This window comes from Neobacillus rhizophilus (assembly GCF_018343535.1).
Lineage (GTDB): Bacteria > Bacillota > Bacilli > Bacillales > Cytobacillaceae > Neobacillus > Neobacillus rhizophilus.
Map to the genome: position 1 here is coordinate 1,013,850 of NZ_JAGYPF010000002.1, position 20,763 is coordinate 1,034,612.

Consider the following 20,763-nt stretch of genomic DNA (forward strand, 5'->3'; position numbering starts at 1 on the left):
TTTCAAATTAACAAATGCACGTCTTCCTCTTTACGCCAATTCTATTGAGATTTTCAATTTTTTTAATGTAATCAGTTGCTAATGGCACCTTACAAGCTGTCCTGCCGACATCAACGTGAACTTTACCAATTTTCTCTGCCACACTTTTGGCTTCTTCATTCAGTTCAGTCACATAGGCACCCACACTAATAACAAACCCATTCATCACATAGCGGACGCGGTTTTTCTCCTGATGGACTGTAGACTCAACCTGATGCAGCAGGCTCCGAATCTCCCCAAGATCCAGCAATTCGTCAGGAGTTATCGAGAGATAGTTCGAATATGTACTCCATCCAGCCACTGCAATCATTTCCTCATCCGATTTCATCCATTCCCGGGCAAGTTCAAGTGGAAACGGGCTTTCTGCAGCAACTCCGGCAACCGTGTATTCGGCAAGCATGTACCAATCAGCTTTCTGCACCCAAAGCTGGAGTGTTTCCTTCGACATTAATTTTGGTTTAACTGATAAACCAGCCAGGTACATTGCATCACTATTTCCGGTTTCGTATAAAGCAAGCGCCAATTCCTGATCCTTTTTCACATGTTTGACGAGCTTTTTTAAATCGCCGACTTTTACTCCAAATAAAAGCCCGCGTGCCCCATGATTGATAAATGTCTTCTTCGTTTGTTCAGAACCAAGTTCCTCGAGAGTCTGCATTATCTCTTCTAAATTCATTTTCTGCCCTCCACCCTTTTCTCCTATATTACCATCATTATGGAAATTTTTCTGTTATCGCATTCAATAAACCTTTTTAGAAAATATTAAGATTAGCCAATCTTAAGAGAAAAGAGGATTCGGATGGGAGAACTATTTAAATTATTAAAGCGTGGAAATAAATCAGCGATGCTGGCTGCGATTGTGAATACCGTCATTGCCATTATCAAAGGTGTGGCTTATATGTTTACCGGAAATGTAGCGATGTTTGCGGAAACCATGCATAGTTTAGGGGATGCTGCAAACCAGTTTTTTGTGTTTATCGGTTCGGCTTTAAGTAAAAAAGCCCCGACTGAAAAATTTCCAAACGGATTTGGCCGGCTTGTTAATCTAGTTTTACTTGGCGCGGTGTTGATTGTCGGGATTATGGCGTTTGAAACCATTAAAGAAGGCTATCACCACATGGTTCATCCCACGGCATCCGGCGGTTTTATCATCAATATCATTGTTTTAGGGGTTGCCACTATCCTTGAGACATTTGTTCTTTTTAAAGCCATGAAAGAGGTCCTTCATGAAATCGGCATGGAAGCTAGCGGTCCAGGGGTATTTGCTAAAAGCTTTGCGAATCTGGGCAGGGCCAAGCCAGCGACGAAGCTGGTGTTTATGGAAGATCTTGTAGCAACCATGGGCGGTTTACTGGCCATTCTCGCTGTAGTTATTGCTCATTTTTCCAACATCCATTGGCTCGAAGGATTGGCCTCTATTTTGATTGGAGCCATGATGTTTTTTGTGGTCGGCAGGGTCTTTTTAGACAATGCTGCAGGGGTAATTGGCCAAGCCGATGAAGAAATGGAGAACAAAATTGGTTCGCTTGTTATCGCAGACCCGGATGTCAAGGATATTCAAGGAATTACTGTTATTAAGGAAGGGGAAGACCTTCATGTTGAATTGGAAATCGAAGTCGACCCGCAGCTTACAGTTGCTGAGGCGGATGATATTAGAGACCGCTTAGCGGAAAAAATACTGGCTGAAAACGGCGTAGTCGATGTCAAGATTGAAATTGATGAAGAAGACGAAGTTATGAATTGGGAAAATAGACCACGGCCTACTGTATAGTAGGTCTCTTTTCCTCGCGATTTGTTCTTTATAATGGTGTTTTTTAAAGGTGCATCATATTGAGTGATGCACAAGAAAGGTCCCCATGTTTCACTTTGTATAAAATGGATGAATTACAGGGAATATATTCTTAGAGTACTTTTTAGGGAGGCTTACGTATGTCTGAGCGCAGCATTAGATTGTCAAGTTCGGAAATTGCCGCATTATGGGCTACGTACATACAGGAAAACATGACGGTCTGTTTGCTCATCTATTTCCTGCATCACAATCAGGATGTGGAAATTAAGCCGATCCTTGAGAGGGCATTGCAGAATTCGGAAACTCACCTTCAACAGATTACTGACATTTTTCAAAAAGAAAGCATTCCAATACCTGATGGTTTTTCAGAAAAAGATGTGAATTTGGCGGCCCCGCCTTTATTTTATGATATGTTCGGACTCAGCTTCGTTTATTCCTTAACCCGTCTACTGATGATTAATGGGAGTTTTTTGACGGCTAATGTTGCAAGGAAGGATGTTTTGGATTTTTTTATCACGATGAACTACAAATCAACCGAACTTTATAGGCAAGCCACTGAGTTAATGCTGTCAAAGGGGATTTACGACCGTCCGCCATACGTTCCTTATCCCGATAAGGTGGAATATGAAGACAAACTTTCCTATATTAGTGGTTTTGGAAAAAAGAGGCCATTGAATGTTGCTGAAATAATGGAGATTTTCTTTAATATTGAACGAAATTATTTTTCGTTATTGCTTTGTATGGGACTTCTTCAAGTGGTTAAGGATAAAGAAATTCATAGCTTTATTAAAGAAGGAAAAAAAATCTCAGAACAACAAATTAGAACGTTTAATGATATCTTAATGAAAGAAGAGCTGTATGGCATTATTACAACCAATGTTGAAGTGACGGATTCAACCGTCTCTCCATTTTCTGATCGGTTGGTTGTTACCCTATTTCATTCCTTAAACGGCATTGATATCGCTCTGCTCGGTCATGCGGTATCGTTATCGCTGAGATCTGATTTAGTGGCCCACTATCAAAAATATATCGCTGAAATTCTTATTTATTCTGCAAAGGGAGTCGAACTTTTGATGGACCGCGGCTGGTTCCAAAAGCCGCCTCATGCTCCTAGCAGAAGAGACCTTCAGAAAATAGACTAGGTTCGAGCAGTGTGCGGTGAACCTAGTCTATTTGTTTACCTATTAAAGACTCCAGGTTATTCCCACGGTTTTTGCGTTGTAAAGTATCCGGCCAGTTCTTTACTGTGTCTTCGATGTTCTTTTCGTTTTTCGGCCCTTTCTTTCCCTGTATCGTATAACTTTTTTTCTTCCTCTGTCTCAGGGATGATACCAGGGACTTTAGTTGGCTTGCCATCGTCATCTAATGCCACAAATGTTAAAAAGGCAGTGGCGGCAATTTTTCTATCGCCGGAAATCAGGTTTTCGGCAATAATTTTCACAAAAACCTCCATTGAAGACGTACCAGTCCAAGTGACAAACGATTCGAAGCAGACCGAATCCAACGGTGTAATCGGATGAAGGAAGTCGACAGAATCGGTCGAAGCGGTCACACATTCGCTTCGTGAATGTCTTGTTGCCGAAATCGATGCGAGCATATCAGCATCGCTCATCAGCTTCCCGCCGAACAACGTATTATGGTTGTTGACATCGTTCGGGAACACCCGACTTGTCCTGACTACTCGAGACTCATTGCATGTTTTAGCTTCCATTTATAAAAACCTCCATTTGCTTAACTAATTCTATTTTGCCCCAATTCCGTTCAATTTTTAGTGAAAAATCAGCGATTGTGGTACATTACAATATAATAGCACTTTCCAGGAGGTTTCAAATAAATGAGCATACAGGCACAAATTATGAAGGAGTTAAACGTCTCTCCCAACATACAGCCGAAGGAAGAAGTCCGGAAGAGAATCGATTTCTTAAAAATGTATTTAACAAAAACGAAGGCAAAAGGCTACGTGCTTGGAATCAGCGGCGGGCAGGATTCCACGCTGGCAGGACGCCTGGCGCAGATAGCGGTTGAAGAGCTGCGAAACGAAGGGACGGATGCCTTATTCATTGCAGTCCGGCTGCCATATGGAGTCCAGCAGGATGAGGAAGACGCGAAGAGGGCGCTTGATTTTATCCGCGCTGACCGGGAAATGGTGTTTAATATTAAAGGAGCGGTCGATGAGGTCCAAAAGGAATATAACATAGCGTCACAAACACAGCCGCTAAGCGACTATCAAAAAGGAAATGTGAAAGCAAGAATAAGAATGATTGCCCAGTATGCCGTCGGCGGGATGGAAGGGCTGCTTGTAATTGGGACAGACCATGCAGCCGAGGCGGTCACTGGTTTTTACACAAAATACGGTGACGGCGGGGCTGATGTTCTGCCGCTGACTGGCTTATCCAAAAGGCAGGGCAAGGCACTTCTGAAAGAACTTGGTGCAGACGAACGCCTTTATTTAAAAATCCCCACTGCCGATCTGCTCGATCAAAAGCCTGGTCAGGCCGATGAAACGGAGTTAGGCATTACCTACGATGAACTCGACGATTACCTCGAAGGCAAGCAGGTTTCTGAGGAGGTTGCGGAAAAAATCGAACAGCGCTATATCTTGACCGAACATAAACGGAGACTTCCCGCCAGTATGTTTGATGAATGGTGGAAGTAAGAACACCAAAATGAGACTGCCCGCTTAAATGGCAGTCTCATTTAAATCAACCCACTTTCTGCAGCCGCAGATGATCAGCAATAAGTGCGATAAATTCACTATTCGTCGGCTTTCCCTTTAATGGGCTTACCGTATTCCCGAAGACCAGATTTAAATGCTCGATACTGCCGCGGTTCCAGCCCACTTCAATCGAATGCCGGATGGCTCTTTCAACACGGCTTGGGGTAGTATTGTACAATTTGGCAATGGCCGGATAAATCAATTTTGTAATTCCACCTAATAATTCCACATTGCGGAACACCATTTGGATGGCTTCCCGTAAGAAAATATACCCTTTTAGGTTTGCTGGAATTCCCATCGAGCGGAGCACATCGGTGATTCTTACTTCTAGGCTCTCGCCGCTCTTATTCTCGTTTGACGGCTTAGTTTCTCTCGAGATTTTTATAGAATAACTTTCATTTGAACAAATCGTTCGAATTGTATCGGATAATTGCGACAGCTCAAATGGCTTCAACAGAAAATAGGACACCCCTAACTCATTTGCTTTCTTAATGATATCCTCTTTTCCAAAGGCCGTTAACATTAAGACTTTGGTCGAAATATGATCGGCATAAAGCTTTTCGAGTAAAGAAAATCCGTCGGTATGAGGCATGATTAAATCCAGAACGACCACATCCGGATGTTCTCGTTTGATCAACTCCAATCCCTCCATGCCATTATGGGCGATTCCGACCACCTTCATATCGACTAGCTTTGACAGGTATTCATTAAGTATTTCCGTTAATTGAAAATTATCATCTATAATTCCAATTTTTATCATGTTTAACCAATTCCTTCCTAAAAAAATCCCACTACTAAGTATTTTTCGATATATTTCGTTGGGAGACAAGTAATATTTTCCAACAAAAAACTTAGTATTTATATAAAACCCCTATGGTATTTGTTTGTTCCTGTCGAACTTTTAGCTTTATTGTAAAAATAAAAGGCTATTGAACTAGACTGTACTTTTCAATTTCGGTATTAATGTCTAATTCAAAGAGAGTATGAAAAGATAGTACTTATACTACAAATGGTCTATTTTGAAAATAATTACCAAATATTCATAAAAATTAAATAATTGTAAAGGCGGTAAGGGGTAGATACCGTTTTATCAAACGGAGGCGTAAAACCCTTTATCTTTAGATTTTGGGATATAAGTCTCATTTTTTTTGTGGGATTTTGCGAACGTTCGCTCTTTGTTCAACTATTGCCATTATTCTGCTGTTAGCTATTATAATAAAGACGTCACCCTGGGGACAATCATGTATATAACTGGACTATATCAGGAGCCTCTCTCCAAACTGAACGCCATTATATAAGAAATTTTAACCTATCAGAACCATTCTGATAGGTTTTTAATTTTTATAAAAGGGCAAAATAAACCCATCACTTTTATGGGATAAGAATAACTCAAACTTAGGAGGTAACCATCATGAAAAAACTATCCATTATTTTCGCCTTGCTGTTAGGTTTCATGCTTGTATTGGCAGCCTGCAATAAGGATGACAAGGCCGATAATAATAAAAAGAATGACAATAAAACGGCTGAGAAAACGGCCAACGACTTATTAGCCAAGGTTAAGGATGACGGGAAAATTTTAATCGGAACAGAAGGGACATACCCACCGTTCACCTTCCATGATGCAAATGGGAAATTAACGGGATTTGATGTGGAACTCTCTGAAGAGGTTGCCAAACGGATTGGGGTAAAAGCAGAATTCAAGGAAACCCAGTGGGATGCCATGTTTGCCGGCCTTGACGCGAAGCGTTTTGACATGATTGCCAACGAGGTTGGAATCCGACCTGACCGTCAGGAAAAATACGATTTCTCAGATCCATACATTACTTCTGCTGCTGTTCTAGTTACCAACAAGAGCAATACAAAGGTTAAATCATTTGAAGATATCAAAGGATTAAACTCCGCGCAATCATTGACAAGCAACTATGGCGATATGGCGAAAAAGTACGGCGCAAATCTTGTGGGGGTGGATGGCTTCCAGCAGGCAGTAGAGCTGCTTGCACAAAATCGCGTCGATGTAACAATTAATGATAAAATCGCTTATTTGGATTATACAAAGCAGAAGCCGGATGCACCGATTAAAATTGTGGCTACAGGTGAAGATGCGTCATCAAGCGGTTTTATGTTCCGTAAGAAAAGCGATACGCTTGTTGATGCCGTGAACAAGGCCTTAAAAGACATGGTCGATGACGGCACCTACAAAAAAATTTCTGAGAAATGGTTTGGTGTAGATGTACTTAAATAGTATTTTCGCTGACCCGGAACGAACGGCCCGGTTAATGGATATCGCCAAAACCTCCCTCCAGCCGATGCTGGAGGGTGCAATTATGAACACCATTCCCTTAACCATTATTTCGTTTATTGTCGGGATCATTTTAGCTGTATTGACAGCCCTTGCCCGAATTTCACAGGGGAAAGTATTGCGGGGGATTGCCGGAGTTTATGTGTCCGCCATCCGCGGGACGCCGCTGTTAGTGCAATTATTTATCATCTTTTACGGGCTGCCGAACGTCGGGATTACGCTTGATCCATTTATATCTGCTGTCATCGGCTTTTCGTTGAGCGTTGGGGCATATGCATCGGAAATTATCCGCGCAGCGATTCTTTCGATCCCAAAAGGACAGTGGGAGGCAGGCTATTCTATTGGCATGACCTACGCGCAAGCTTTAAAAAGAATCATTTTGCCACAGGCAGCGAGGGTATCCGTACCGCCATTATCGAATTCATTTATTAGTCTTGTTAAGGATACTTCACTCGCATCACTTGTGCTTGTAACGGAAATGTTCCGCCGCGCCCAGGAAATCGCCTCCCGGAACTATGAGTTTCTGTTGGTCTATACCGAAGCAGCCCTCATTTATTGGGTTATTTGCTTTTTCTTGTCTGTGCTCCAGCAATATATGGAAAAGCGGCTGGATCGGTATGTGTGAAATATTGTTTTGCCAAAAGATGAAGGAATTTTCACAAAATCAATAACAAAAGGACTTAAATAGGTAAATTTTCATACTTAAAAAGGGTTTCGTTTACTGTTTTTAGCATTCGATAGGATCCTATCGGCGAATTTTACATGTCTATCGGCGAATTAGGCCGTTCTATCAGCGAATTTCACCGTTCTATCGGCGAATCGAGCCATTCTATCAGCGAATCGATTTTTAATGACCTTTTTTAGAAAAAACCCGAATGAAAAAGGGAGTATTCCAATGATTTCAATTAAAGGATTACACAAGCAATTCGATCAATTAGAGGTATTAAAGGGAATAGACCTTGAGGTGGGAAAAGGGAAGGTTGTGGTTGTGATCGGTCCGTCCGGATCGGGGAAAACGACGATGCTTCGCTGCCTGAACGTGCTTGAGATTCCCACAAAAGGTATCATTTCCATTGAAGGTCACAGTCTTGATTTTTCAAAAAACGTTCCGAAAAAAAGCATCGCCTTGTTTCGCCGCTTGACCGGAATGGTGTTTCAAAACTATAATCTCTTCCCGCATAAAACGGCTCTTGAAAATGTTATGGAGGGGCCGGTGGTGGTGAAGGGGATGGATAAATCAAAAGCGCGAGAGAAGGCGGCGGCCCTTCTTCAAAAAGTTGGCCTCGGTGATAAAATGGACTACTATCCTTCACAGCTATCGGGCGGTCAGCAGCAACGGGTCGGCATTGCCCGGGCATTGGCGATGGAGCCGGAGGTAATGCTGTTTGATGAGCCGACATCAGCGCTCGACCCTGAGCTAGTCGGCGAGGTGTTAAGGGTCATGAAGGACCTTGCGCAAGAGGGGATGACGATGATTGTCGTTACCCACGAAATGCGTTTTGCCCGTGAAGCGGCAGACGAAGTAATCTTCATGGACGGCGGCGTCGTTGTGGAGCGTAATAAGCCAGAAGAAATCTTTACCAACCCTAAAGAGGAACGAACCAGGAAGTTTTTGAATATGATTCAATAAGTGCTTCAGCCGTGGGCTGGGGCACTTTTTGTTGTGGGCGTATAAACATGTTTACTGTCGTATAACCTGGTTTAACTGTCGGATAATCTGGTCGTATTGTCGTATAAACTTGGTTAACTGTCGGATAACCCTGTTTTACTGTCGTTAGACCGACTTACTGTCGTATAGTCCGCTCGTACTGTCGCATAAACCATTTTAACTGTCTCTTAAAACTCCCGAAAGATTTTTGTGAAAAATTTCATAAATAATCCCCAAAAAGTGAAACTTTTCCCTTTTTCATCCGTATTATTGACTATACATAGACAATAGGGAAGGGACCGATGCCCCATGCTCAAGTGAAAACAAACTTTCCCCATTAATGAAGGAAAAGGATGATGCACATGGAACTTTTCGGCTTGCCATTAGTCACGATTTATTTGTACGGTCTCATCATTTCTGGAGTATTAACTATTTTATATGTGTTGTTTGCTGATGTGTTTCATTTTGACACTGGAGACGGCGGCTTGCACTTTCTCAACCCAGTCCTTGTCTTTGCCTTCATCACAGTTCTATCTGCAAGCGGCTACCTATTTGAAAGATTGACGGCCCTTCATTACCTACTGATTCTAGGAATATCAGCTGTTATCGCATTAATAGTCGTTACTTTATTAAATGTATTTGTTCTCGTCCCACTATCCTCCGCGGAGGAATCACTTGTCTATAAAGAATCTGATTTAAGAGGTCGGATTGGTACCGTCATCACGCCGATTCCTGCCGATGGCTTTGGCGAGGTCATTATTGAGAATGCCAGCGGCCGGATTGCCAAGCCTGCCACCAGCTTTGAAGGGGAATCCATACCAAACGGTGTGAAAGTGCTTATTGTTCAGGTGAAAAATGGGGTCCTTGAAGTAACCATACACCAGGAACTTGAAAGCTTTTTATAAAAGAGAGAGAAAGAGGAGGTACACAATATGGAATTTGGATTTATTTGGGTAATTATTGGGATTGTCGCACTTATCTTAATCGCATTAATCGGTGTATTTATTACCAAGTACCGGACGGCCGGGCCGGATGAGGCACTGATTGTAACCGGTAGTTTCCTAGGGAACAAAAATGTCCACCTCGACGAATCGGGTAACAAAATAAAGATCATTCGCGGTGGCGGTACGTTTATTTTACCAGTTTTTCAACAAGCAGAACCGTTAAGCTTGTTATCTAGCAAACTAGAAGTAACAACCCCGGAGGTTTACACTGAGCAGGGCGTGCCGGTCATGGCAGATGGGGTATCAATCATCAAGATCGGCGGCTCCATCACTGAGATTGCAACAGCTGCTGAACAGTTCCTTGGCAAGCCGAAGGAAGAAAGGGAAAATGAAGCAAAAGAGGTTCTAGAGGGTCATCTGCGTTCCATTCTTGGCTCGATGACAGTTGAAGAAATCTATAAAAACCGCGATAAATTCTCGCAGGAAGTACAGCGTGTCGCATCACAGGACCTTGCGAAAATGGGTCTGATCATTGTTTCCTTTACGATTAAAGACGTTCGTGACAAAAACGGCTACCTCGATGCCCTTGGTAAACCGCGGATTGCCCAAGTAAAACGCGACGCTGATATCGCCACTGCCGAAGCTGATAAAGAAACCCGCATTAAAAAGGCGGAGGCCGATAAGGAAGCGAAACGTTCAGAGCTGGAGCGGGCAACAGAAATCGCCGAGGCTGAAAAAGTCAATCAGTTGAAAACAGCGGAATTCCGCCGCGAGCAGGACATCGCCAAGGCCCGTGCCGACATGGCTTACGACCTTGAAAGTGCCAAGGCCAAGCAGGACGTAACCGAACAGGAAATGCAAGTTAAAATCATTGAAAGACAGAAGCAAATTGAACTCGAGGAAAAAGAAATCCTTCGTCGTGAACGTCAATATGATTCTGAAGTGAAAAAGAAAGCCGATGCCGACCGCTATTCGATTGAACAGTCTGCTGCCGCAGAAAAAGCCCGGCAAATTGCTGATGCAGAAGCGAATAAATACCGGATTGAAGCGATGGCGAAAGCGGAAGCTGAGCGCGTGCGTTTGGACGGTCTTGCTAAAGCGGAATCGCAAAGGGCACAGGGGCTTTCTGAAGCTGAAATCATCCGCATGAAAGGTCTTGCCGAAGCAGAAGCAAAGCAAAAGATTGCAGAAGCATTCGAACAATTCGGCCAGGCTGCGATTCTCGACATGATCATCAAAATGCTTCCGGAATACGCAAAGCAGGTGGCAAGCCCGCTGTCCAATATTGAAAAAATTACTGTCGTGGATACAGGCGGCGGTTCCGGCCCAAATGGCGGCGCCAATAAAATCACCGGCTATGCTACCAATCTGATGGCAAGCTTGCAGGAGTCATTAAAGGCATCAAGCGGCTTGGACCTTAAAGAGATGATTGAAAACTACTCCGGCAAATCCAATGTGAAAAGAAGCATTGAGGAATTAACGGACGAAATCAAAAAGAAAGACTAATGGAAAGGGGCTGACCCGCTTATATTGCGGTCGCCCCCTTTTTCAATTTGCGCTTCACAGCATTAATAAAGTCCATGGGCCGCAGCCGGATTCCAACCAAACTAAGAGGCTTACTCACAATCTAGCTCCCTTGTTTTTTAATAAAATTGTACATCGCGCCAATCATTCCAGCATCATTTTGATACTTGCAGCGCTCAACCGGTATCTTAATCCGTTTCCACCAAGGGAGCTGGTCAAGTTTATGATTGATTTTACTAATCAATCCTTGTTGGGCGATGACCCCTCCGCCAATTAAAATCTTTTGCGGGTTTAAGGTTGCGGCTAGATTGAAAATTCCATAACTTATGTGTTGAACCCACTCATCAACTAGTTTTCGTACCGAACTATTTTTCCTGGATTCCAGAAAAACTGTTTCTCCTTCAATATTTTGGTGCTCACTAATACCCTTTAGCTTTTTATAGGCTTTTATTAAGGCATTAGTGGAAGCATTGGAATGCAATATGTCCATGTCATAATTTCCTGCCCTTGTAATCATAAAACCAATTTCGCCGCCCCTAAAGCTGTGTCCATGTAAAAGACTTCCGTTTACAAAGATACCGCCGCCAATACCGGTACCAATGGTCATACAAATAAAATCGGTACAATTCTTTGCGTTGCCGCTCACTTTTTCAGCTAACGCGACACAGTTCCCATCATTCTCAACTTCAATTGGCAGAGAAGTTCTTTTTTCCAGTAGTTTTTTTAGATTCTGGTGATCCAGAGCTGTGACCGCGCCACCGCTTTCTGAGTAACCTGTATGCGGATTGATAAAGCCCGGTAAGCTAATGGCAACACCGCTCACTTGATGATTTTGGGTATACATGTTAATTGTTTCTGTCATTTCTTTTAAAAATAGGTCCAGGTTAGTGCAATGGGTATCGTAACTGTCCTTTGAAAGAATGGTTCCATCTTCTAACAATAGCCCATGCTTTACTTTTGTCCCGCCAACATCAAAACTGATATATTTTTTAGCTTCCTTCCCGTCAATTTCGAAACTAGTATATTCTTTCACCTTTCATCCTCCTATTTGCGATTATCAAGCCCAGAAATTTGACTAATAGTCCCCTCATCCGAAGTCGGTTTCTGGAATTCGTTGTGTATTTGTTTTAAAACATCATCTGATAACCGCTTTAAAATTCTGTTTCGGTTTTTACAAGTTTTATAATCAGTATCTACATAGAAAATTTCCAAAGTCAGGCCAAATTCTTTTGCCACTCGTCTCCATCTTTTTCGTCTGTCTCTTGTTCTGTTGGTGGTATCAACGAGCACATCATGTCCGCTTTTTAGCAATGTCCGGACCATGAGTTCAGCGTTTTCCCACACGAGAGGTTCTGCCTCTGCTTTATAAACTTGGCCATGTAAAGCAAGCCTAAGATCATCGAGAGATACACGTACCCAACCTTGCTTCTGAAGAGTTTTGCCGTATGTTGATTTTCCACTAAGCGGCATCCCGCACATTATTCCCAGTTTCACTGTTCATCTCCTCCCAAAAAAATTCCTGCCTGTAATCAAAATGACAGGAACAGACACATCATCACTTAAGCAACAGGTTCTCTATTTTATTGAATGCGAATGAGCATACATTTGAAAGGTACAAAAAACTATGTTTAATTTACCGAAATATTCTCCTTGGGTATGGATACAAGCCGTTTCCATCCCATATCGATTCACATAAGTATAAAAGAAACTTCTAATGTCCTCTTAGGAGAAAAAAGTTCGTTTGTTTATTAACAATCCAGAAGAAGGTGAGAAAAAGTTATGGTCAGGAAAGCAATAATTCCTGCTGCGGGGTACGGAACGCGAAATCTACCTATCACAAAAGTAATACCAAAAGAGATGTTGCCTGTAGGTTTTAAACCGGCGATTCATTATATAGTCGAGGAAGCAGTTCAATCGGGGATTGAACAAGTACTAATCGTCACTTCAAATTCAAAAAACGCGATTATGGACTATTTTGATCATTCATTGGAGTTAGAGACCTTGTTAAGAAGCAAAAACAAAGAATATTTGCTTAAACATTTGGAACTGCCAAATGCAGAAATTTTTTATACAAGGCAGTCGTATGCCAGAGGACTTGGGGACGCTATTCGGCTTGGCAAAGAATTTATTGGAAACGAACCGTTTGGTGTACTGCTGCCGGATGATTTTGTCATATCAGACGAAACTCCTGCTCTCAAACAATTAATTGATGTCTATAAGGAGACAAATAGCAGTGTTATAGGATTAAAGCAAGTCCAACAAGAACATTTAAAAAATTATGGTGTCATTCAATGTTCTGATAAAACAAATCCAATCGAAATTGAGAATATTGTGGAGAAACCTAAAACAGACCCTCCTTCTGATATGGCTGTTATCGGAAGATATATTTTCACCCCAGAAATATTTAAATGTCTGGAGGATATTACGGAAGGGGTCGATGGGGAAATTCAACTGACGGATGCCATTAAAAACTTGCTTGGCACACAATCCATCTATGGAAAAATCATTTCCGGGGATCGCTACGATATTGGGATTTTAGAGGAATACGTCGAACTAATGAAAATCATGAGCAAAAGATAAAAAAGGGAGAAAAACGGGAGAAAAAAGGAGAGCGTTGTCGTTGTTAGAAAATGTATCTATCATTATACCATTCCAAACAGACAATGGGCCTAGGGCGAAGGCTTTTGAATGGATCAAAAAGTACTATGCCAGGGTCATGCCCGAAGCTGAATTATGTTTGGGAATCATCAGTGGAGACATTAATAAAGCGAAGGCCATAAACTTAGCAGCAAAAAAGGCAACGAAAGATATTTTTGTCATAGCAGATGCGGATGTCGTTTATGCCCCCTCACTTATTGAGGAAGCTATAAAAGTACTAAAAAAAGCAGCATGGGTTGTTCCTTTTACTGAGATATATAATGTTGAAAAGCAAGGCACTAAAAAATTGCTTCAAACGAAACCAAAATGGCCGATGGATGTAAACTCCGGAGATTGTTCAAAAGCAAATTGGCTTTATCAAGGATTTGCCGGTAAACTCTTTGTCATACCAAGGGCAAACTTCGAAGCAGTCGGTGGTTTTGATGAACGGTTTATTGGCTGGGGAGGGGAGGATGATGCCTTTTCACATTCTGTCCGTACCCTATGCGGGGACATTGTTAATGTTAAAGGAAGAATCTATCATTTATGGCACCCAAGTTCAAGCTATCAAACAAACCCAAACGGAAAAGCGAATGCCAATCTTCTCGGACGCTATGAACGTGCCAGTGGAAACATTAAGAAAATGGCCGAGATCATTAATGAACGTCTCGAAAAGGATAAAACTATTAAAATAGACAATGAAAATAGTGGTGAAAATGAATCAACAGCTTCATCCAACAGTAAAATTTGTTTTGCCATCCTTGTTCATGAAGACCGAGAGTTAGTCAAGCAGCTAATTGATAATGTTCGCTACTATTGCCCAAGCAGTACCATTGTCTTATACAACGGGGGGGAGGACCCGAAACTTTGTGAGGGGTTAGGTGTTCCTGTCTGCCCTTCCAGCCATAAATTAAAGCGGGGATGGACGACCATTTATTTTTTGGAAACAATGGAATGGCTGGAGAAACAGGGGATACAGTACGATTATTTTATTAATATTGATTCGGATGCATTATTTATCAGAAAGGGCTATGAGGAATTTGTTCAAAAAGAAATGAAAGATACTGATTATATGGCCGTTAAACTTAGAATTCCAAAAAGCGGCTGGTATATTGGAAAAGAATTAAAGAAAGATATCAATCGCTGGAAAAAATTATTTAATGTTACCCCTTTCTACGGCGTTTTTAATGTGGGTCAGGTAATTTCAAGGCCGCTCGTTCAAGCTTTACTGAAACAGGAAAGGCTGGAAAAGTTAAAAAATGCTTTAATCAAAACGATTTCCTTCGGCACAGATGAGGTCCTTTTTGTCAATATGGCAAAGGAACTTGGCTTCAGGTTGAAAAACTATCCAAATGAGACTGCCTCAAAGATGATTCGCTATCGTCCTTATTTTACACTGGACGAAATGATTTCCTGCCTAAATAATAACGATACTGGTGGGCTATGCCACCCGGTAATAAGAGATCATGATGATCCTGTCAGAAAACTAATCCTTCATATAAACAGTGATAATCATACAAAAAAATATAAAACTAAGGATTTTCCATGGTATGAAAATAATCCAAATTATTATTCGATTTCGATTCCAATCAAAAGTAAATTTGGAAACAACGAGCTTATTGTAAGGTCGGGTTCGTTCTTGACCCACTATTGGCAGGACCCGGATGGGAAGTGGAATAAAAGTGAGACGTTTGCTGAGAGTGTTGTCGGAACCCCGATATTTTTTCAAAATAATGCAGGTCAATTTGTGGTGGTCTGTAAATTAAAAACAGGCAATATTGGATTTTGGCTGAGAGACAACGAAGCGTCTGGATACCCATGGTACGGCCGGGCTGTTTCCCGGCAGGAGAATGTAGATGAGCTTATAATGGGAACCCAGCTTCAGGACAACGGCTGTGTCATTGTGTATAAATCCAACAATAAATTTTATTATTGGGAGTTTGATAAAAAAATATGGAAAGACATCTTTCCCAAATAAAAAATCGGTGCCCCGACGTCGGGACACCTTTTTATATTGCGTGCCCAGCAAGCCGTTAATTGCTAATTGGTGAAAGTCCAATCTGAGTAAGTACCAAGACGCTCAGTAGCTGACAGGCAACTGGTGAAGAAACTCTAAGGTTGAAGCCCTGTGACAAAGTAACTCTCTAGCAGAGTGCGAGCAAACTAACAGGTTGTAACATTAAGTGAATCCTGCCGTCTCGTCAAAGGAACCCACCGTCGGTGGCTAAAGAGAAGTCGAGCCTTGAGTATATGGGCGAAGACCATGGAAGGTGTGAAGAACTTGGGAAAGCAGCACCAAGGAATCTCTCGGGGTAAGGGGAGCGACATGTTAGGAAAGTAATTAACGGAACTGGGGATACCCTCCTCGTCACTTTCATACGAAAGTAAAGCAGAAACCTATAAGTGTAAACGAAGTGGTGAATGGATGAGAGGGAGTCGGAGGGGGTCATAGTACCAATGATGACAATGACAACATAACATTGTCTAGGGAAGGACGGCAAAAGCCAATACCCTACTTCGTTCATATGTTGGAAGGAGGTAAGAGTCAGTGAATGCCAAGAAAATGGCTAACTACACCAATAAAGTAAAAGCTCAAGAACTCTGGAAGACGTTATATCTTTGTGCCAAGGAAAACACTAGCCGTAGATTTCATGCTTTATATGACAAAATTTATCGTCCTGATATCCTATGGGAAGCCTGGCAACGTGTGAAACGAAAGAAAGGCAGTGGGGGCGTAGATGGACAATCGATTGTAAATATCGTCGAGGAATACGGAGAGAAGAAGTTCTTGAACGAACTCTACCTAGAGTTGAAAGAGAACAGATATCATCCCAATCCAGTCCTAAGAACCTACATACCAAAGGATGACGGGAAGAAACGTCCATTAGGAATCCCAACCATTAAAGATAGAGTTGCACAAATGGCTACTAAGATGGTTATTGAACCTATTTTTGAGGCTGACTTTCATGATTGCTCATTTGGTTTTCGTCCTAAACGTAATGCTCATCAAGCCATGGCAAAGATACGAAAAGCGAGTAAGAAATGTTTTTGGGTAGTAGACGTCGATATCCAAGGATATTTTGATAACATCAACCAAGATAAATTGATGAAATTGGTCGAACAACGTATCAGTGACCGCAGAGTTCTAAAGCTAATTCGTAAGTGGCTGAAGGCGGGCATCATGGAAGAAGGTAAGATTAGAAATCCGATTTCTGGAACACCGCAAGGTGGTGTTATCTCCCCGCTGTTAGCGAATATCTATTTAAACACAATGGATAAAATTTGGGAGAAGCGATTTAATCATTTAGGTGAACTGGTCAGGTATGCGGATGACTTCGTCATCATGTGCAACACTAAACAACATGCACTTAAAAGCATTAAAGTTATTCAAGCAATAATGGGAAAACTGGACCTTTCAATTAATCGAGATAAATCAAGATTGGTTCATCTTTGGGATGATATAGAGGGTTTTGACTTCTTAGGATTTCATAATAGGAAGTTTCCAATCCGTCGGAAAGGCGGTTACACATTATTTGTGATGTCACACATCCCGAAAAAGAACGCAATGAAGAAAATGCGTGCAAAAATTAAGGCATACACTGAGCCAAGGGCAAAATTGTACATGGATATTCATGACTTGGTGATCGGATTAAACAAGAAACTACAAGGTTTCAAAAATTACTATCTCATATCACTTAATGCAAAGAAATGGCTTAATCGGATTGATTGGTATGTGTTAGAACGCCTAACATTATTCTATAACAAGAAAAGAAATAGTCGTATGAAACATGGGAATTTAATAGACGTACGAAAAGAAATTGGTCATTTATTAGTGAAATTGGCTAGTTAGTCTCCGTAAAGCCAAAGAAAGAAGAACGTCGGAAAGCCGTATGAGGGAAAACTTCACGTACGGTTTGATGAGGAGGAACTGAAAGTAAAAGAGATAGCCGAAAGGCTATCCCTCTGAAATCAGTTTCTTACTCTACTTAAGAGAGGTGTTTTGGGATGAGTAAGAGGCCATAAAGACCAACTACCATTCCGAAGAGGGGATTGCTTCGATAACTTGGGGGTCCGTCGAGCATCCCTTCTTCTTAGATGTTCTTATTTTAGCGGGAAAGATTGAAGATGTTATGAAGAACTTATGATGATTTTGTGAAGTTACAAAAATCACAGACCCAAGATGATATATTAAGGATATGGGGAGTGATAATAATGAAAATATTATTAGTCGACGATGAACGTAGAATCATAGAAGTTCTCGAAGCTTACCTTGAAAGAGAAGGCTATGAAATTCATAGTGCAGATAATGGAATAGATGCTCTGAAAAAGGCCAAAACCCTTCAGCCTGATTTAATAATATTAGACCTGATGCTTCCCGACATATCAGGTGAAGAGGTTTGCCGGCTTGTCCGCAAGGAATCCGATGTACCGATTCTGATGCTGACGGCCAAGTCAGCTGAAGACGACCGAATTAACGGCATCGTCATGGGCGCTGATGATTATTTAACGAAACCGTTCAGCCCGCGCGAAGTCGTTGTCCGTGTTCAGGCCATTTTACGGCGCGTCAAAAAGACCGAAAAGGTGGACCGCGTTGAATTTAACAGAAAGAAACTGGCGATAGATTTAGAGAAAAAGGAAGTAACCGTTAACGGACAATATATTACGCTTACCCCCATTGAATACAAGCTGTTAACCAATATGGCGGGCAATCCCGGCCGGGTATACAGCCGTATGGATTTGCTCGAAAAAATTCAGGATGAAGGCATGTATTATGAAGGATATGAGCGCAGTGTTGATACCCATATCAAAAACCTGCGCAAAAAAATCGAGACCGACTCACGGCAGCCGGAGTTCATCATGACTGTTTTTGGCATGGGCTACAAATTTGGAGGGGTTCCCGATGCTGCAAACGCTCCGGTCTAAAATTCTCTTTTACCTGCTTTTGATTTCGATGATCGGTATATTGATCGTCAGCTTTTTTATTCAGTACGGTTTTGAAGAGAGTTTTAATAGTTACTTGGATCGGAATCGCGAAAAAAAGATTGATAGGGTGATAAACGAAATTGAAAAGGATTTTCGGCAAAATGGCCATTTTACAAGGGACCCGGTGTTTGCGATGCTGCACGAATATGCGATGGGTGACCAGCTTTATTTTCAGCTGTATGACCGCTACGGACAAATCCAGATGGACTCCTCCAATATCCGCAGCATGCTAAACAGTCTCGGCCTGACCGAACCGGAGCCAAGCGGTGAGGAATGGCATTCGAAAAATTATACACTTAAGGTCGACAACACCATGATCGGAAAACTCGTCGCCATTTATCCGGAGGGCTTAATTGATGACGAGTATACATTTATCCAAACTATCCAGTTATACATATATGCCGCCGTATGCTTGACAGTCGTTTTAGCGATTGTCTTCAGCATGCTTTTTTCAAAAAAATTAACTTCTGGTTTGAAAAAGCTCTCGTTTGCGGCCGATGAGTTGCAGCAGCACAACCTCAATATCCGCATCCCATTAAAGGGGCTTCCAACCGAGGTCAAGCAGCTGGCCATTTCCTTTAATAATCTGGCAGAATCGCTGGCAAAGGAGGAAATGCTGCGGAAACAGTTTACGGGGGACTTGGCCCACGAGCTCCGAACCCCTCTTGCCACGCTGCGAAGTCAAATCGAGGCTTTTCAAGATGGAGTTTGGGAGCCAACCCAGCAGCGTCTGCAGGCCAGTCACGAGGAGCTGATGCGTTTGGTTAGGCTTGTGAACGAGCTGGAAAAATTGCTCGCTGCAGAAAACCCGCAAATGAAGCTCGAAAAAATAGAGCTCGATGCCGGCAGTGTGCTGGCGGCCTTATGGGAAATGTTTATGCCGATTTTTAAGGAAAAAGGAGTTCAGCTACATATTGAAGAGCCTGAGCAGGAGGAGATTTTTGAAGCAGACAAGGATCGCCTGATGCAAATTCTCTCTAATGTTCTTAACAATGCTTTGAAGTACACGCCGGAAGGAAAAAATGTGACCATTTCGGTGTCAACGGACCGCGATGGCTACGTCGGCTTTAGGATACAGGATGAAGGCTCCGGCATGGCGGAGGAAGACATTCCGCACATTTTCGAACGTTTCTATCGCGGAGATAAGTCCCGGGACCGAAAAACAGGTGGAGCGGGTATTGGACTTTCCGTTGTGAAAGCCTTAATGGACACTCATAAAGGGATGATCAAGGTGAAAAGCAGGCTTGGAAAAGGAACAACTATGACGTTGTGGTTTCCGCGGGAAGATTAGTGTAAAGAAAGGGCCGCAACATGTCGCTGCGGCCCTTCTTTATTTAAGTAAATCGTTAATATGGTAAACCTTCCCGCTTTCAACAGTTCCGCTTAAGACGAGGTCTACTAGTGCTCCAGCCACTACATCCGCTTTTAATAGGACATTTTTTTCCTTAAACTCGATGAATTTTTCGAGATCTTTAAAGGCATCTTGGGATGAAGAGCGGATCGTTTCTTGCATCTTTGTATCCATGACCCCGGGGCTAAATGCGAAAATTTTATGATTGGTTCCTAATTCCCACTGCTCAAGAGCCGCTGTTTGCGTAAACATATTTAACCCGGCTTTTGAGCTGCAATACACACTCCAGCCCTCGATCGGGTGGACAGCAGCACCCGAAGTCACATTGATGACCTGAATGGTAGTGTTTGTATGCTGGGCTTTATTTAAAAATAGATTGGTAATCAAGATTGGGGCAATTAAATTCACCTTGATGTTCCGAATAGTCGGGGTTTGGTCCAGGCTGCCAACCGTATGTATCGGCTCAATCACACCTGCGTTGTTGAAAAGAAGAATCTCTTCAGGCTCTCCTTTAAAGATAACATGGGCAACTTCCATAAAGACTTCCTGGATTTCTTTATCCAAGGAAAGATTGCAGGAAAAGTGTCTATAATTTACGCCTTTTTCAGCAGCAAGCTTTTTTAGTTCCTCATTTTCAGTTCGGGACACCGATATTACGGCCATTTGTTCTTCGAAAAGGCGCTTCGTAATGGCCTCGCCCAATCCCTTCGATGCACCAGTAACAATCGCATATTTCATGAGAAAATCCCCCTTATTTTTCATCCTTTCATTATTTTATGTTTGTAAAAGGTTTAATTCAAGGAAGAGGCTTGGGAAAAATAAGTTCTATCGGC

The 20,763-nt window shown here is 42.2% G+C and carries 19 protein-coding genes; 13 read left to right on the forward strand and 6 right to left on the reverse strand.

What is annotated here, in order from left to right:
- Positions 1 to 7: 7 nt before the first annotated feature.
- A complete protein-coding gene (locus KHA99_RS12635; RefSeq protein ID WP_213117789.1) occupies positions 8 to 715 on the reverse strand; it encodes a DNA alkylation repair protein in 708 nt (235 codons plus the stop codon).
- Positions 716 to 838: 123 nt separating this feature from the next.
- On the opposite strand from KHA99_RS12635, the gene KHA99_RS12640 reads away from it, so the two are divergent.
- Positions 839 to 1,810: a cation diffusion facilitator family transporter gene (locus tag KHA99_RS12640; protein WP_213117790.1), complete on the forward strand. Its 972-nt coding sequence runs from the start codon at positions 839 to 841 to the stop codon at positions 1,808 to 1,810.
- 158 nt (positions 1,811 to 1,968) lie between these two features.
- Positions 1,969 to 2,970 (forward strand): DUF3231 family protein, encoded by a 1,002-nt coding sequence (locus tag KHA99_RS12645; RefSeq protein WP_213117791.1) that lies wholly within the window; start codon positions 1,969 to 1,971, stop codon positions 2,968 to 2,970.
- Between the two features lie 56 nt (positions 2,971 to 3,026).
- On the opposite strand, the gene KHA99_RS12650 is transcribed toward KHA99_RS12645, so the two are convergent.
- Entirely contained in the window at positions 3,027 to 3,539 is a 513-nt protein-coding gene (locus tag KHA99_RS12650) for an acyl-CoA thioesterase (RefSeq protein ID WP_213117792.1), read from the reverse strand.
- A gap of 123 nt (positions 3,540 to 3,662) precedes the next feature.
- Between KHA99_RS12650 and nadE the strand changes: the two genes are divergently transcribed.
- A complete protein-coding gene (nadE, locus tag KHA99_RS12655; RefSeq protein WP_213117793.1) occupies positions 3,663 to 4,484 on the forward strand; it encodes an NAD(+) synthase in 822 nt (273 codons plus the stop codon).
- Positions 4,485 to 4,530: 46 nt separating this feature from the next.
- Here the strand turns inward: nadE and spo0A are convergent, their stop codons facing one another.
- Entirely contained in the window at positions 4,531 to 5,304 is a 774-nt protein-coding gene (spo0A, locus tag KHA99_RS12660) for a sporulation transcription factor Spo0A (protein WP_213117794.1), read from the reverse strand.
- 651 nt (positions 5,305 to 5,955) lie between these two features.
- On the opposite strand from spo0A, the gene KHA99_RS12665 reads away from it, so the two are divergent.
- The 5 genes from KHA99_RS12665 (at position 5,956) to floT (ending at position 10,941) form a co-directional block, all read left to right on the forward strand.
- Positions 5,956 to 6,786: an amino acid ABC transporter substrate-binding protein gene (locus KHA99_RS12665; protein ID WP_213117795.1), complete on the forward strand. Its 831-nt coding sequence runs from the start codon at positions 5,956 to 5,958 to the stop codon at positions 6,784 to 6,786.
- Positions 6,773 to 7,468: an amino acid ABC transporter permease gene (locus KHA99_RS12670; protein WP_213117796.1), complete on the forward strand. Its 696-nt coding sequence runs from the start codon at positions 6,773 to 6,775 to the stop codon at positions 7,466 to 7,468. The genes KHA99_RS12665 and KHA99_RS12670 overlap by 14 nt, the downstream gene beginning before the upstream one ends.
- A gap of 270 nt (positions 7,469 to 7,738) precedes the next feature.
- Positions 7,739 to 8,473 carry an amino acid ABC transporter ATP-binding protein gene (locus KHA99_RS12675; RefSeq protein WP_213117797.1) on the forward strand — a complete coding sequence of 245 codons (735 nt, stop codon included), beginning with the start codon at positions 7,739 to 7,741 and terminating at the stop codon, positions 8,471 to 8,473.
- Positions 8,474 to 8,853: 380 nt separating this feature from the next.
- Positions 8,854 to 9,396, forward strand: a complete 543-nt coding sequence (locus KHA99_RS12680) for an NfeD family protein (protein WP_213117798.1) — start codon at positions 8,854 to 8,856, stop codon at positions 9,394 to 9,396.
- A 27-nt stretch (positions 9,397 to 9,423) separates the two neighbouring features.
- Positions 9,424 to 10,941, forward strand: a complete 1,518-nt coding sequence (gene floT / locus KHA99_RS12685; RefSeq protein ID WP_213117799.1) for a flotillin lipid rafts scaffold protein FloT — start codon at positions 9,424 to 9,426, stop codon at positions 10,939 to 10,941.
- Between the two features lie 121 nt (positions 10,942 to 11,062).
- Here the strand turns inward: floT and KHA99_RS12690 are convergent, their stop codons facing one another.
- Both KHA99_RS12690 and KHA99_RS12695 read right to left on the reverse strand, forming a co-directional pair.
- On the reverse strand, positions 11,063 to 11,992 hold the full coding sequence (locus tag KHA99_RS12690; RefSeq protein WP_307852054.1) for an ROK family protein: 930 nt from the start codon (positions 11,990 to 11,992) through the stop codon (positions 11,063 to 11,065).
- Between the two features lie 11 nt (positions 11,993 to 12,003).
- A complete protein-coding gene (locus KHA99_RS12695) occupies positions 12,004 to 12,453 on the reverse strand; it encodes an ATP-binding protein (RefSeq protein WP_213117800.1) in 450 nt (149 codons plus the stop codon).
- Between the two features lie 285 nt (positions 12,454 to 12,738).
- On the opposite strand from KHA99_RS12695, the gene KHA99_RS12700 reads away from it, so the two are divergent.
- From KHA99_RS12700 to KHA99_RS12720, 5 genes are all read left to right on the forward strand, one after another.
- A complete protein-coding gene (locus KHA99_RS12700) occupies positions 12,739 to 13,539 on the forward strand; it encodes a UTP--glucose-1-phosphate uridylyltransferase (RefSeq protein ID WP_213117801.1) in 801 nt (266 codons plus the stop codon).
- Positions 13,540 to 13,579: 40 nt separating this feature from the next.
- Positions 13,580 to 15,574, forward strand: coding sequence for a galactosyltransferase-related protein (locus KHA99_RS12705; RefSeq protein ID WP_213117802.1), 1,995 nt, complete (start codon positions 13,580 to 13,582; stop codon positions 15,572 to 15,574).
- 570 nt (positions 15,575 to 16,144) lie between these two features.
- Entirely contained in the window at positions 16,145 to 17,446 is a 1,302-nt protein-coding gene (gene ltrA, locus KHA99_RS12710) for a group II intron reverse transcriptase/maturase (RefSeq protein ID WP_213116059.1), read from the forward strand.
- Positions 17,447 to 17,808: 362 nt separating this feature from the next.
- The gene (locus tag KHA99_RS12715) at positions 17,809 to 18,519 is read left to right on the forward strand and encodes a response regulator transcription factor (RefSeq protein ID WP_213117803.1); all 711 of its coding nucleotides are present in this window, start codon (positions 17,809 to 17,811) and stop codon (positions 18,517 to 18,519) included.
- A complete protein-coding gene (locus KHA99_RS12720; protein ID WP_213117804.1) occupies positions 18,497 to 19,870 on the forward strand; it encodes a HAMP domain-containing sensor histidine kinase in 1,374 nt (457 codons plus the stop codon). Before KHA99_RS12715 ends, KHA99_RS12720 begins: the two co-directional genes overlap by 23 nt.
- Before the next feature lie 39 nt (positions 19,871 to 19,909).
- On the opposite strand, the gene KHA99_RS12725 is transcribed toward KHA99_RS12720, so the two are convergent.
- Positions 19,910 to 20,668, reverse strand: coding sequence for a (S)-benzoin forming benzil reductase (locus KHA99_RS12725; RefSeq protein WP_213117805.1), 759 nt, complete (start codon positions 20,666 to 20,668; stop codon positions 19,910 to 19,912).
- Between the last annotated feature and the right edge of the window lie 95 nt (positions 20,669 to 20,763).

Coding starts and splice junctions, on each gene's coding strand:
- KHA99_RS12700 (WP_213117801.1), top strand. CDS start 12,739: ATGGTCAGGAAAGCAATAATTCCTGCTGCGGGGTACGGAACGCGAAAT.
- KHA99_RS12715 (WP_213117803.1), top strand. CDS start 17,809: ATGAAAATATTATTAGTCGACGATGAACGTAGAATCATAGAAGTTCTC.
- KHA99_RS12720 (WP_213117804.1), top strand. CDS start 18,497: ATGCTGCAAACGCTCCGGTCTAAAATTCTCTTTTACCTGCTTTTGATT.
- KHA99_RS12650 (WP_213117792.1), bottom strand. CDS start 3,539: ATGGAAGCTAAAACATGCAATGAGTCTCGAGTAGTCAGGACAAGTCGG.
- KHA99_RS12680 (WP_213117798.1), top strand. CDS start 8,854: ATGGAACTTTTCGGCTTGCCATTAGTCACGATTTATTTGTACGGTCTC.
- KHA99_RS12675 (WP_213117797.1), top strand. CDS start 7,739: ATGATTTCAATTAAAGGATTACACAAGCAATTCGATCAATTAGAGGTA.
- nadE (WP_213117793.1), top strand. CDS start 3,663: ATGAGCATACAGGCACAAATTATGAAGGAGTTAAACGTCTCTCCCAAC.
- KHA99_RS12640 (WP_213117790.1), top strand. CDS start 839: ATGGGAGAACTATTTAAATTATTAAAGCGTGGAAATAAATCAGCGATG.
- KHA99_RS12670 (WP_213117796.1), top strand. CDS start 6,773: ATGTACTTAAATAGTATTTTCGCTGACCCGGAACGAACGGCCCGGTTA.
- KHA99_RS12725 (WP_213117805.1), bottom strand. CDS start 20,668: ATGAAATATGCGATTGTTACTGGTGCATCGAAGGGATTGGGCGAGGCC.
- KHA99_RS12645 (WP_213117791.1), top strand. CDS start 1,969: ATGTCTGAGCGCAGCATTAGATTGTCAAGTTCGGAAATTGCCGCATTA.
- KHA99_RS12635 (WP_213117789.1), bottom strand. CDS start 715: ATGAATTTAGAAGAGATAATGCAGACTCTCGAGGAACTTGGTTCTGAA.
- spo0A (WP_213117794.1), bottom strand. CDS start 5,304: ATGATAAAAATTGGAATTATAGATGATAATTTTCAATTAACGGAAATA.
- floT (WP_213117799.1), top strand. CDS start 9,424: ATGGAATTTGGATTTATTTGGGTAATTATTGGGATTGTCGCACTTATC.
- KHA99_RS12665 (WP_213117795.1), top strand. CDS start 5,956: ATGAAAAAACTATCCATTATTTTCGCCTTGCTGTTAGGTTTCATGCTT.